Below are 11,631 nucleotides of genomic sequence, written 5' to 3' on the forward strand. Positions count from 1 at the left end.
ACCCCGGCCGCTCACGAAAGGAGAGCCGTCATGGCTCACCGCAGGACACTTGACTGTCGCAAGTGGACGGTACCGGCGGCGGCGATCGTCCTCGCGGGCGTGGTGGCGCCCGCGACGTCCGGCGCCACCACGTCCGCACCGTGCACACCGGGAGCGACCTACGGTTCGCCGTTGCCGAGCCAGGCGGTGGCGTCCCAGCTCATCCGGGGAGGGTTCACCTTCCTCGAAGGGCCCACCTGGGACCAGCGGACGGGCACCCTGCTGCTGTCGAACATGCAGAACCCCACCGGTCCCCAAGGCGTGCAGCCCTCGGCTGTGCTCCGATACACGCCGCCCGCGACCTTCGAGACGTTCATCGCCGACTCCGGCAGCAACGGCCTGGCGATCACCGCCGACGGCACGCGGGTGCTCGCCGCCACCCACGACAACCGCACCGTGTCCGCCTACAGCCTGACCGACCGCAGCCGGACGACGGTCGCGGCGAACTACCTCGGCCGAGCGTTCAACTCACCGAACGACCTGACCATCGGCCGCGACGGCACCACCTACTTCAGTGATCCCAACTACCAGCGCGGCAACCGCGCCGACGAGCAAGGCGGCCGGACCAGTGTCTTCCGCGTCCACGACGGTGTGGTCAGCCTCGTCGACGACACGCTGCCGCAGCCGAACGGCGTCGTCCTGTCCCCCGACGGCAGGACGCTCTACGTGGGGGCCACCGGCGCCAACGCGATCATGAGGTACACCGTCTTCCCCGACGGCACCACCGGCAACCGCGCGACGTTCGCGAGCATGAGGACACCCGACGGCGCGACCATCGACTGCGCGGGCAACCTGTACTGGGCCTCCTACGACGAAGGGCTCGTCCACGTCTTCTCCCCGTCAGGTGCCCAGCTCGGCACCATCTCCGCCGGTCGCAACACCACCAACGCGGCGTTCGGCGGACCGGACGGGCGGACCCTGTACCTCACCTCCGGTGTTTCCGGTGGCGGGTTCGGCCTGTACCAGACGCACCTCAACGTGCCCGGCAACCCCTACTGAGTGCCGTTTTCTCCGGCGAGTGCCTGATACACCGGCCGGAGCAGCTCGGTGACGTCTTCGCCGCCCGCCGTGATCGCGAACGGCGGAGCCTGGTCCACCAGCGCGTCGGACGACGTTCGCGGGCCGTGCAATGGCGCCGCGCCGCCCAGGCCCGGGGCCTGACCGCAGTCGAAGAAGGTGTCCATGACTTCGGTCAGGGCCGGGGACCTGTCGTCAGGATCGAGCGGCTCGGCCGAGATGAGCCGGTTCTTCAGCTCCTCCAGCAGCGCTTCGCGGTCCCGGCCGCGCAGAGCGAGAATCGTGAACGGATCGTCGCCGACCCGCGCCACCAGCGCGGAGAACACGGCGTTCAGGTGGCCGCACGGCACCTCGGCGTCCGGGCAGGTGCAGTCCAGTGACACCTCCCGCGCCGACGACGGGAACAACGGCAGCCGGACCGCTTTGAAGGTCTCTTCGACGTCACGGGGCAGCTCGCCGCTGAGCAGCAGGACCGTGGACGACGCTTTGGCGGCGAGGGCGTGGGTGATCGCCGCCCAGTCCGCTTTCCCGAACGCCGTCAGTCCGATTCGGACCTGGTAAGGCCGGTCGTCCCGCACCTCGGCGTCGACGCGCCCGGCGCCGACCTCCATCGACACGACGCGCCCCTGGCCGCGAGCGGGCAGGAGGACGCCGATCGCCGTCAACGCCCGGATGAACCGCTTCGGCCACCACGGGAGCGGCTCAGTCATCGATCGCCTCCTCCCCCAGGGTGAGCACCCCGCGCAGCGCGTCCGTGGACAGTTCGGTGAGCCAGCCTTCGCCCTCGCCGACGACCATTCCCGCGAGCGCGCGCTTCTTGGCGATCAGGGTGTCGATGCGTTCCTCGATGGTGCCCGGGCAGACGAACTTCCGGACCTGGACGGTGCGTCCCTGCCCGATCCGGAACGCCCGGTCGGTGGCCTGGTTCTCCACGGCCGGGTTCCACCAGCGGTCCAGGTGCAGGACCTGGCTGGCGGCGGTCAGCGTGAGCCCGGAGCCGCCTGCCTTGAGCGAGAGCAGGAGGATCCGCGGCCCGTCGCCGGACTGGAAGCGTTCCACGATCGCGTCTCGTGCCCCTTTTGCCAGGCCGCCGTGCAAAAACGCGACTTCGGTGCCGAGCCGGTCCGACAGATGAGGCACGAGCATGTGGCCGAATTCGGTGTACTGCGTGAAGCACAGCACCCGATCGCCCGACGCCAGGATTTCCGCCAGGATCTCTTCGAGGCGGACGACTTTGCCGGAGCGGTGCCCGATCGGGGAACCGTCGTGCAGCAGGTGCGCGGGGTGGTTGCAGACCTGCTTGAGTTTCGTGATCGCGGCGAGGATGTTGCCGCGGCGCTTGATGCCGTGGCTGTTCTCGATCTTCTTCATCATCTCGTCGACGATCGCGCTGTACAGCGTGCCCTGCTCGCGGGTGAGCCGGTATTCCTGCCGGATTTCGAGCTTTTCCGGCAGCTCGGGGACGATCGCGGGGTCCGTCTTCACCCGGCGCAGCAGGTACGGCTGCGTGAGCCGGCGCAGAACGGCGGCCGTGGCGGTGTCGCCCCGGCGCTCGATCGGGACCGCGAACCGTTGCCGGAACTCGAACCTGCTGCCGAGCAGCCCGGGGTTGAGCAGGTCCAGCACCGACCACAGGTCGGCCAGCCGGTTTTCCACCGGGGTGCCGGTCAGCGCGAGCCGGTGCCCGGCCGTGAACCGGCGCACCGCCTTGGCCGTCGCGGTGTCGGCGTTCTTGATGGCGTGCGCTTCGTCGAGCACCAGGCGTCGCCAGTCGAACCGCTCGAGTTCGCCGGCGTCCCGGGCGGCGGTGGGGTAGGTCGTGACGACGAGGTCGGCCGCGGCGACCTGCTCGGCGAGCGCGTCCCCCCGCGCGCGGGCGCTGCCGTGGTGGGCGAGGACACGCAGGCCGGGAGCGAAGTTCGCCGCCTCCCGCTGCCACATGCCGACCAGCGACATCGGGCACAGCACCAACGTCGGCCGGCGATCGTCGTGCGCCCGTTCGACGGCCTCGAGCGCCAGCGTCTGGACCGTTTTGCCGAGGCCCATGTCGTCGGCCAGGCACGCACCGAGCCCCAGCGCCGACATGAACGCCAGCCAGGCGACCCCCCGCTGTTGGTAGGGGCGCAGCGTGGCCCGGAACGACGGCGGCAGCTCGACCGGCCGCAGGGTGTGGCCGACCCGCTCGGCCAGGACGTCCCCGACCCAGCCGTCGGCGCTGACGTCGGTGACCGGGAGCGGTGTCTCGCGCGTGAGGTGGACCAGCTCCAGCAGCTCGGCCGCGGTGGGGCGGTCGGGGCGCCGGTTCGGGTCGCGGCGCAGGAACTCGAGGCCGGCGCGGAGCCGGTCGGCATCGACGCTGATCCACCTCCCCCTCAGCCGCACCAGCGGTGTCTTCGCCGCGACGAGCCTGGCCAGTTCCTCCTCGCCGAGCTCGTCGTCGCCCACCGCGAGCGCCCAGCGGAACCCGCCCAGCTCGTCGCGGCCGACCCGGCTGCGAGCGACGACCTGTTCGGCGGGCGTGCTGCGGACGGACAGCCGGAGCCCGAGCCGGCGCCTGCCGTCCCAGGTGGCCGGAAGCTGCACTTCGAAGCCGGCCTCGATCAGCCGGGTCGCGCCCGAGGTGAGGAACTGTTCGGCTTCCTCGACAGTCAGGTCGTACTCGGACGGCTGGGTCCTGCGCAACGCCGGCGCCAGCACCGGTTCCACCAGCGCGGCCCGGCCCAGTTCGGCGACGAACAGCCCTCTCGGGTCCCTGACCAGCCCGTTCGCCCCGCCTGACCAGATCTGCCCGGCCGGCAGCAGCAAGCTCGGATCGGCCGTCGCACGCAGCAGGAACTGCAGCTGCCACTTGGTGCCGTCGCCGGTCTGGTCGTCGGGATCGTCCGCGTCCGGCTGACGCAGCGTGCCGGCTTCGGCCAGCCGGAAACACGCCCGGCCGTCGACGACGTCGGTGTCGGCGACCTCGTCCCACTTCGCGACGGCGTCGGCCAGGACACCGAGCTCTCCCAGCGGCAGCTCGACGCGGGGAGCGCCGCCCTGCAAAGCGGACAGCCACACCCCGGCCGCACCCCGGCCCCCGCGCAGGTCGACGGGCGGATCCGCCCGCGCCAGCCGGTCCCGGACCGCCGCGTCGACCAGGGTGTGCAGGGCATCGGTGACGAGCGCGCGCGGCGAGGCCCCGGTGAGCGGCGCGATCTGCTCGGCCCGCCCGACCGGCGGCATGGCCGCGACCAGCGCGTCGAACGCGACGAAATCCACGCCCTGGAGCACCGGGCGCCACCGGGCCTCCGCCACGTCGCCCTGGCGGACCAGCGTCGGCAGCACTCGCCCGCGCCGCACCAGATCCGCGGCCAGGCGGGCCACCGCCCGCAGGTAGGTGACCGAAGCGCCGTACGTGGCCGAGTCGTCGAGGTCGTCCAGCTCGGTCGCGTCCACGACCAACGCCGGCACCGACCACGGCCGCAGCGTCGGCGCCGGGCCCCGCCTTTTGCCGCCCGGCTCGGAGGAGGCGAGCGGCCGGTTCACCCGCGACGGGAGCAGCAACGTCACCGACGTGGGCTTGCCGGGATGCAGCGCGGTCAGGTTCGCGCTGGAGACCGCGAACGGATGCGGAAGCGCGATCTGTGCCGAACGACTCGACGTGCCGGCCGGGCCTCGGTCGTGCTCCGCCCAGAGCAGCAGACCCCGGCCCGGCGACCACAGAGCGTGCACCAGGGGCAAGGTCTGGGGCTCCTTCGTCCGATCCGGGTTCCCCGCAGATCGTCGCACGGCAGCGCCGCGGCAGCTGCACCGACCGCTACCGGTCCCTAAGAGGCGAGTTTTCTCAACAGCGCTCCGGAAACGCCTGCGGGCAATGCCCGCAGGAGCTGGATCAGCGCGGACGTCGTCCAGGGGAAGGACGCGTCGGCGGGTTCCCGCCGCAGTGCCCGGACCACGTGCCGCGCGGCCTGCTTTTCGCTGATCTGGAACGGCTTCGGCAGCCCGTCGGCGCTGACGCGCGCGGTCGCCACGAAGCCCGGATACAGCGAGGTGAAGCGGATCCCCTCCGGAGCGAGCTCGACCCGCGCCGCGTCGATCAGCATTCGCACCGCCGCCTTCGCCGCCGAATACGGCCCTTGACGCGGAATGCCCATCAGCCCCGCCAGCGAATTGGTCTGCGCGATCAAGCCACCACCCTGGCGGCGCATCTGCGCGATCAGCGGGACGAGGTAGTGCACCGTCACGTCGTAGTTCACCGCCATCACCCGGGCGATGTCGGCCACCCCGGCCTCGGCCATGAGCATGTCCGGCCCCTGACCCACGTTGAGCAGCGCGACGTCCACCGCACCGAACTCCGCCACCACCCGCTCCACCACCGCGGCCGCGGCCGCCGGGTCGAGCGCATCGGCCACGAGGTCGAGGCACTCACTCCCCGCCGCGCGGACCTCCGCCGCCACGGCCGCGAGCTCCGCCGCCCGCCGGGCGACGACCACCACCCGGTTGCCATGACCGGCGATGTCCCGCGCCACCTGGGCACCGATCCCCGAGGACGCGCCGACGATCAGGATCGTCTGGTCCACCAGCGCAGCCATCGCCGTCTCCTTCGCTCAGTGCGCGGTCGCGCCGAGTTCGATGATCAGCACGCCCGCGGCGATCAGCCCGACGCCGGCTCCCATCCGTTTCGTCAGCGCGTCTTTGAAGAACACCCGCGCGCCGATCGCCGTCAGGGCGACGCCGCAGGCCGCCCAGACGCCGTACGCGATCCCCACTGGCATCCCCTGCGCGAGAGCGACCGTCAGCAAGCCGAAGGCGCCGATGTAGAAGACCGCGACGGGCGCGATCCACCGCTTCTTCCGCAACCCCTCCGAGGCTCGCAGCGACAGCGTCGCCGCCACCTCCGACAGGATCGCCCCGGCCAGCAGCACCCACGTCATGACCGCACCTTGCTTTCGGTGCCGTGACCGGTCTCCACTAACACGACGCCGCCGATGACCGCGGCGATCCCGATCGCGATCAGCGGCGTGAACGGCTCGGCGAACAACACCGCGCCCATGACCGCGGTCAGCGCGACTCCCGCGGCCGCCCAGATGCCGTAGACGACACCAATCGGAGCGCCCTTACGCAGCAGCGCGGAAAGCGCCACGAACGCGCCGAGGTAGCCGGCCACGGTCAGCACCGCCCACCAGGCGTCGTCGATCGTGGCCCGCAGAGCCAGGGTCGCCGCCACCTCCAGCACGATCGCTCCGGCCAAGATCGCCCATTTTCCCATCGTGGCTCCTCACCGCTCGAGGCCACGCCGTCGGGGCCGCATCGTTGTCGTTGCCGGCCAGCATACCGGCGACTTGGCCAGTTGTCCAAGTCAGTTGACCAGTATAGGTCCGGTTAACTGGTCAACCGTCCAAGACACCGTGGTAACGTGCGGACCGAACCTGGTGATCGGGAGGGAGCGGGTAGCCGGATGGCTCGCATGGCGTTGAAGGACCGCCGGGAAGAACTGATCGCGGCCGCGCTCAGGGTGATGGTTCGCGACGGGGCCGGGAAGGCGACGACGCGGGCGATCGTCAGCGAGGCCGGGATGACCTTGGGCGTCTTCCACTACTGCTTCGATTCGCGCGAGCAGCTGCTGCAAGAGGTGATCACCCGCATCACGGACAGCCTGGCCGCCGCGGCGCGGCGGGCGTTCGCCGACGAAGACGACCTGAGCTCGATCATCGTCAAGAGCCTCACGGCGTACTGGGAGGGCGTGGAGGCGAACCCCGGCGAGCACCTGCTCGGGTACGAACTCTCCCAGCACGCCCTGCGCCAGCCGGGTCAGGAGGACTTGGCGCACCGGCAGTACCGGCACTACCTCAAGGTCCACGAGGACCTTCTCACCGACGCCGCCGCCAAGACCGGGATCCAGTGGACGGTCCCCGTGCCGGTCCTCGCCCGCTACCTGAACTCGGTACTGGACGGGCTGACGATGACCTGGCTGACCGACCGCGACAGCGAACACAGTCGTGAAGTCCTCCGGCTCACCGGCGAGCACCTGCTGACTCTCGCCACCCAACCCGCGCAGAACTGAGATCCGGCTCGTCCTTTGGTGATCCGGTCCCCCAGCGGCCGGAACCGGAACCCGCCGGCCGGCAAGCCGGAGATTTGCTCACGCACCGTCCGCGCCGGGCCGCCGTCGCGGATTCTTCCGCCGGCTCGCAAAGCCCGTGCCGGCGGCGATCCGGGGCCTTGTCTCACGACTCGGCGCCGACGCCGGTCATGATGTGTGGTCGCGCCGGGGCAGCAGCAGGGCCGGGTCGAGCTTCCGCTCCGCGAGCGCGCGGGCGACGTTGCCGAGCATGAGGTTGTGGCTCCGGGCGTAGGCACGCAACGCGGTGAAGGCGTCGTTCATGCTGAGCCCGCCGGTCACGGCGAGGACACCTTTCGCCTGCTCGATGGTCACCCGGCTGTTCAGGGCCGTCTGCAGCTGCTCGGACAGCGTCTCCCCGTGCCGGACCGCCCGCTCCTGCAGGATGCCGATCGTGGCCGTGTCGGCCAGCCCCTGCGAAACGACAAGGTCCGGATCAGCTCCGCCACCGCGGGTGCGTTCCCCCGGACTCTAGCGCGGACCGGCGCCGCCGCGCGGCCGTCGAGGCTACGATGAAGAGTCCGGCAGCCGAGACCGGCGGAGGACCGATGACCACTGCGACATCTCGATACCCCAGCTCTCCACCCGCGGCCCCGTGCCGATGAGGCGCCCCGCGGCACCCCCGCTCGAGCAGACCGGGACCGAGCTCACCCGCGACCAGCGCTACCACGGTGCCCGGGTGGTGGCGTCGGCGGCGATCGACGCCGACGACTGCGCGTTGCTGCTCGCCGTGCTCGGGCTCGAACCCGCCGACGGCATCGCCACCCGCTCCGGACCGCGCTCGTGAGGCCGGGCCGGTCACGGCCGAACAGCACCTAACGACGCCGGTGGGGGTATTCCGGCGAGCGGTGCTGGAACGACAGGATCGCGGGGTTGCAGACCGTGCCGTCCCGGATCTCGATGGCACGCCGGACGGTTTCGTTCCTGTCCCATGTGGATTGTCCGGAGAGGACAGACCGCAGGTGGGGCAGCAGCGCTTCGCTGATCTCCCAGGTCGCCGAGTTCCACAGGTACGAGGGGCTGTGATCGACGCCGTAGTAGGTGAGGCCGTCGCCGATCGGGAAGGCCGGCCGGGTGAACGTCGTGGGCCGGGCCCAGCTGAAGCCCATGCCTTCGTCGCAGGAGACGTCGACGATGAGGCTGCCGGGGGCGAAGGCGGCGAGGTCCTCCTCGATGAGGAACGTCAGCGGTGCGGCGGTGTCCTGCAGCACGCAGTTGACGACGATGTCGTGCTCGGCGAGGAACCCGGCCAGCGGGACCCGGCCGTGGTCGGTGATCGCGTGGCTGCGGCGGAGGTCGCCCGGGTTGTTCACGTCGTGGTCGATGTGCACCATCGTCGCCGAGTGGATCGGCGAGCTGACCGCGCTGAGACCGCGGGCGGTGAGGACGTCGACGTCGTGGATCCCGTGGGCGTTCAGCGCGGTCACCGAGCCGCGCGCGGTCGCGCCGAAGCCGATCACCACGGCCCGCAGCCGGCGGCCGTAGTCGCCGGTCGACCCGATCAGCTGCAGGGCGTGCAGCACCGAGCAGTAGCCGGCCAGTTCGTTGTTCTTGTGGAAGACGTGCAGGTCGAACGAGCCGTCGCGCCGCCAGTGGTTCATCGCTTCGAAGGCCATCACGGTCAGCCGCCGGTCGATGGCCAGCTGCGTCAGCTCGACGTCCTGCACGCAGTGCGGCCAGCCCCACAGCACCTGGCCTGCCCGCAGTTCGGCGACGTCCTCCCGAAGCGGCTTGGCCAGCAGCAGCACGTCGCACTCGGCAATGAGCTGCTCGCGCGTGCGCATCCCCGCGACGACGCCCGCCAGTTTCCCGTCGGGGACGCCGAACGGTTCGCCGTAGCCGTGTTCGAGGTAGATGGTTTCCCGGAGATCAGCGGCGATCCGGTCGAAGTGGTGCGGGTGGATCGGCAACCGTCGTTCGTTCTCCTTGCGTGAACGCGCGATGACGCCGAGACTGAGCTGGTCCACGAGGGCCCCTTTGCTAGAACACCAGTCTTAACACACTCAGCGCAGCCGTCGTGTACGCTGGGTGTTGTCCGAGAGCATCTCGTGCGCGAGTGATCGAACCTGCGCCGTCCTCGGCTCCAATCCGGTCGTCCGGCTCGAGGGATTCCGGTCGCAGCACCCCGGCACCCTGTCGGTGATCGGCTGGGACCGGCTCCGGCTGACCTGCTGGTCGTCCCGCCGGAAACGGGTCCCGACGCCGCGGAGCGCGCCCTCGCGGCCGCCGCGGACCGGGACAGCACCGGCGACGGGTCCCTGCCCGCCGCAGCGCAGGCCGAAGCCGCCGAAGCGCTGCCCGCCTGAACCGCGCCACCTCCGGTGGCGTCCACGAAAGGAAATCCCGATCAGTAGCCTCACCTCGGACAGTTCGCTGTTCAGCCACCCCGTCATCGAGGAACCCCATCCCGGAGCGCTCACCGCGCCCCAGGAGCACCGGTACGGGAGCCTGTTCCTCCAGCCGGTGGGCACGGCGGCACCGCCGTCCGGCGGCAACGCCGGCTCCGGTCCGCAGCGACGGCCGCGCGCGGCGAACCCGCGGGCACACGACCCGTCCGGACGCCGCGCCCGATGACACCGGCGACGTTCCGAGCCGACCTGACGGAGGCCGACCTGACGGGGGCCGACCTGACGGGAGCCGACGTGCGACCGGGCCGCGCCGGTACGGAAACCGGCGCCACGGCCGGAGTTGCGTGTGCGGCCTGCTCCCATGCCCAGAGCTCACACGATTCGATCGCCCGCCGTTTCTGCACAGCCACCACGGCGGGTGGGTTCAACCGCGGCTGCGTCTGCGTCGGCGACCCGGCGAACAGCTGAACGCGGCCTCGGCTCGACCGGCGTCAGGGCACCGGAACCGTCCACATCAGACGGGTGCCACCGCCGGCCGGGCGCTCGACCCGGAAGGACCCGCCCGCTTCCGCGGCGCGCCGTTCGAGGTTGCGGAGCCCGCTGCGCACCGCGGCTTCCGGCATCCCGATCCCCGTGTCCGAGACTTCGACGAGCAGGTCACCGTCCAGGGACACGGTGACCGCCAGTTCGTCGGCCCGCGCGTGCCGCAGGACGTTGGTGACGGCTTCCCGGACCACCGCCTCGGCGTGCTCGGCCAGGCCGGCGGGCACCCGGTCGAACGAGCCCGCCAACCGCACCGTCGTGCGGATCGCCGAGTCTGCGGTCGTGTCGATGACCGCGTTCTGCAGGCGTGCGCGCAGCCCCCGCCCGGCTCCCGGTTCGGCGTGCAGGTCGAAGATCGCGCCCCGGATCTCCTCGATGACGTCCTGGAGCTGATCGATGTGCCGGGCGAGCCGGACGGTGACCGCGGCTGAGCCGCTCCGGCGGCGGGTGCCCTCGATGCTCAGGCCGACCGCGAAGAGCCGCTGAATGACCTGGTCGTGCAGGTCGCGGGCGATCCGGTCACGGTCCACCATGACGTCCAGCTCACGCCGGGCGGCCTGGCTTTCGGCGTCCCGGAGCGCCAGCGCGGCCTGGTCGGCGAAGGCGGACACGATCTGGAGCTCGTGCTCCTCGAACAGCGGCGCCCCGCGCGGACGAATCGCCAGGAGCACACCCGAACTGGACTCGGTGGACCGCAACCGCACCGCCAGTGCCGGCCCGAGGTCCACGCCGTGGCCCAGGTCGAACGCGAGGCTCGGCACGCTGCGCGGCACGTGGTCGTCCAGCACCGCGCCCGAGGTCGATCCGCCGAGCGGGATCCGGCGGCCGGTCAGCACGTCGGCGTCCGGTCCGGCGCACACCGTGACGACCAGCACCCCACCGGGTTCCGCGGGCAGCGCGATGAGGACGTCCTGGGCACCGGTGAGGCCGGCGGTCCGGCTCGCGATCAGGCGCAGCACCTCGTGGACGTCGGCGCCGCCCAGCAGCTCGGCGGAGATCTCGCCAGTGGCCTCCAGCCACCGTTGCCTGCTCCGGGTTTCCCCGTACAGCCGCGCGTTGTCCACGGCGATCCCGGCGGCCGCCGCCAGCGCCACGATCGCCCGCTCGTCGGCAGCGGTGAAGGGGTGCTCGCCACCGAGGTACAACCGTCCCAGCACGGCACCCCGCACCACGAGCGGGACACCGAGGAAGCTCCGCGTCGACGGGTTGCCCGGTGGAGAGCCCAGGTCGGCCAGGCGCACCGGATCCCGGCCGGTCACGAACGCGCCGAGCAGCTCGTGGCCGGCCGGTGGTGGCCCGATCCGGCCTCCTGTGGCGTCGTCGACGCCGGTGACGGCGAGCCCGGTCGTCCGGCCGTCGTCGTCGAGCAGGGCCAAGGCGCCGTAGCGGGCGTCGACCAGGTCGGCGGCGGCGGTCACGATCCGGTGCAGCGTCGTCTCGAGCTCCAGACCGGCGGAGAACGCGAGTACGGCCGCGAGCAGCGCGTCCATCCGGTCCCGGCCCGAAGCGGCATCTTCGGGCATGTCACCACACTGGCACAGCGCTCCGGCCCGCAGCGGGATCCGGGCGAACCGCACCGTGTTC

Annotated in this window: 12 protein-coding genes; 4 read left to right on the plus strand and 8 right to left on the minus strand. The window is 71.5% G+C overall.

Translation table 11 applies throughout. The features are described 5' to 3' along the window. Positions 1 to 30 precede the first annotated feature (30 nt). Positions 31 to 1,038, plus strand: coding sequence for an SMP-30/gluconolactonase/LRE family protein (locus A3CE_RS0104690; protein WP_020638907.1), 1,008 nt, complete (start codon positions 31 to 33; stop codon positions 1,036 to 1,038). Here the strand turns inward: A3CE_RS0104690 and A3CE_RS0104695 are convergent. The 5 genes from A3CE_RS0104695 to A3CE_RS0104715 all read right to left on the minus strand — a co-directional run bounded on the left by A3CE_RS0104695 (position 1,032) and on the right by A3CE_RS0104715 (position 6,304). Next, positions 1,032 to 1,766 (minus strand): SWIM zinc finger family protein, encoded by a 735-nt coding sequence (locus tag A3CE_RS0104695; protein ID WP_020638908.1) that lies wholly within the window; start codon positions 1,764 to 1,766, stop codon positions 1,032 to 1,034. The genes A3CE_RS0104690 and A3CE_RS0104695 overlap by 7 nt on opposite strands. Further along, a complete protein-coding gene (locus A3CE_RS0104700) occupies positions 1,759 to 4,776 on the minus strand; it encodes a DEAD/DEAH box helicase (protein WP_026468143.1) in 3,018 nt (1,005 codons plus the stop codon). The genes A3CE_RS0104695 and A3CE_RS0104700 overlap by 8 nt, the downstream gene beginning before the upstream one ends. Before the next feature lie 86 nt (positions 4,777 to 4,862). Then, entirely contained in the window at positions 4,863 to 5,627 is a 765-nt protein-coding gene (locus A3CE_RS0104705; protein WP_020638910.1) for an SDR family NAD(P)-dependent oxidoreductase, read from the minus strand. 15 nt (positions 5,628 to 5,642) lie between these two features. Then, positions 5,643 to 5,969: a DMT family transporter gene (locus A3CE_RS0104710; RefSeq protein ID WP_020638911.1), complete on the minus strand. Its 327-nt coding sequence runs from the start codon at positions 5,967 to 5,969 to the stop codon at positions 5,643 to 5,645. After that, complete coding sequence (locus A3CE_RS0104715; RefSeq protein ID WP_020638912.1) at positions 5,966 to 6,304, minus strand: DMT family transporter; 339 nt, start codon at positions 6,302 to 6,304, stop codon at positions 5,966 to 5,968. Before A3CE_RS0104715 ends, A3CE_RS0104710 begins: the two co-directional genes overlap by 4 nt. Before the next feature lie 198 nt (positions 6,305 to 6,502). Here A3CE_RS0104715 and A3CE_RS0104720 point away from each other — a divergent pair, with 198 nt between their 5' ends. Next, complete coding sequence (locus tag A3CE_RS0104720; protein ID WP_020638913.1) at positions 6,503 to 7,099, plus strand: TetR/AcrR family transcriptional regulator; 597 nt, start codon at positions 6,503 to 6,505, stop codon at positions 7,097 to 7,099. 186 nt (positions 7,100 to 7,285) lie between these two features. Here the strand turns inward: A3CE_RS0104720 and A3CE_RS50150 are convergent, their stop codons facing one another. Further along, positions 7,286 to 7,471: an ANTAR domain-containing protein gene (locus tag A3CE_RS50150; RefSeq protein WP_020638914.1), complete on the minus strand. Its 186-nt coding sequence runs from the start codon at positions 7,469 to 7,471 to the stop codon at positions 7,286 to 7,288. 286 nt (positions 7,472 to 7,757) lie between these two features. On the opposite strand from A3CE_RS50150, the gene A3CE_RS50155 reads away from it, so the two are divergent. Beyond that, positions 7,758 to 7,943: a hypothetical protein gene (locus A3CE_RS50155; RefSeq protein ID WP_020638915.1), complete on the plus strand. Its 186-nt coding sequence runs from the start codon at positions 7,758 to 7,760 to the stop codon at positions 7,941 to 7,943. 28 nt (positions 7,944 to 7,971) lie between these two features. Here A3CE_RS50155 and A3CE_RS0104735 read toward each other — a convergent pair whose 3' ends face one another. Next, on the minus strand, positions 7,972 to 9,123 hold the full coding sequence (locus tag A3CE_RS0104735) for a N(5)-(carboxyethyl)ornithine synthase (protein WP_020638916.1): 1,152 nt from the start codon (positions 9,121 to 9,123) through the stop codon (positions 7,972 to 7,974). A 603-nt stretch (positions 9,124 to 9,726) separates the two neighbouring features. Here A3CE_RS0104735 and A3CE_RS59740 point away from each other — a divergent pair. After that, the gene (locus tag A3CE_RS59740; protein ID WP_020638918.1) at positions 9,727 to 9,972 is read left to right on the plus strand and encodes an RGCVC family protein; all 246 of its coding nucleotides are present in this window, start codon (positions 9,727 to 9,729) and stop codon (positions 9,970 to 9,972) included. Between the two features lie 23 nt (positions 9,973 to 9,995). Here A3CE_RS59740 and A3CE_RS0104750 read toward each other — a convergent pair whose 3' ends face one another. Continuing rightward, entirely contained in the window at positions 9,996 to 11,570 is a 1,575-nt protein-coding gene (locus A3CE_RS0104750; protein WP_026468145.1) for a sensor histidine kinase, read from the minus strand. Between the last annotated feature and the right edge of the window lie 61 nt (positions 11,571 to 11,631).

Source organism: Amycolatopsis balhimycina FH 1894 (genome assembly GCF_000384295.1).
Classification (GTDB): Bacteria; Actinomycetota; Actinomycetes; order Mycobacteriales; family Pseudonocardiaceae; genus Amycolatopsis; species Amycolatopsis balhimycina.

Coding starts and splice junctions, on each gene's coding strand:
- A3CE_RS0104720 (WP_020638913.1), top strand. CDS start 6,503: ATGGCGTTGAAGGACCGCCGGGAAGAACTGATCGCGGCCGCGCTCAGG.
- A3CE_RS0104715 (WP_020638912.1), bottom strand. CDS start 6,304: ATGGGAAAATGGGCGATCTTGGCCGGAGCGATCGTGCTGGAGGTGGCG.
- A3CE_RS0104705 (WP_020638910.1), bottom strand. CDS start 5,627: ATGGCTGCGCTGGTGGACCAGACGATCCTGATCGTCGGCGCGTCCTCG.
- A3CE_RS50155 (WP_020638915.1), top strand. CDS start 7,758: ATGAGGCGCCCCGCGGCACCCCCGCTCGAGCAGACCGGGACCGAGCTC.
- A3CE_RS0104690 (WP_020638907.1), top strand. CDS start 31: ATGGCTCACCGCAGGACACTTGACTGTCGCAAGTGGACGGTACCGGCG.
- A3CE_RS0104695 (WP_020638908.1), bottom strand. CDS start 1,766: ATGACTGAGCCGCTCCCGTGGTGGCCGAAGCGGTTCATCCGGGCGTTG.
- A3CE_RS0104710 (WP_020638911.1), bottom strand. CDS start 5,969: ATGACGTGGGTGCTGCTGGCCGGGGCGATCCTGTCGGAGGTGGCGGCG.
- A3CE_RS0104750 (WP_026468145.1), bottom strand. CDS start 11,570: ATGCCCGAAGATGCCGCTTCGGGCCGGGACCGGATGGACGCGCTGCTC.
- A3CE_RS59740 (WP_020638918.1), top strand. CDS start 9,727: ATGACACCGGCGACGTTCCGAGCCGACCTGACGGAGGCCGACCTGACG.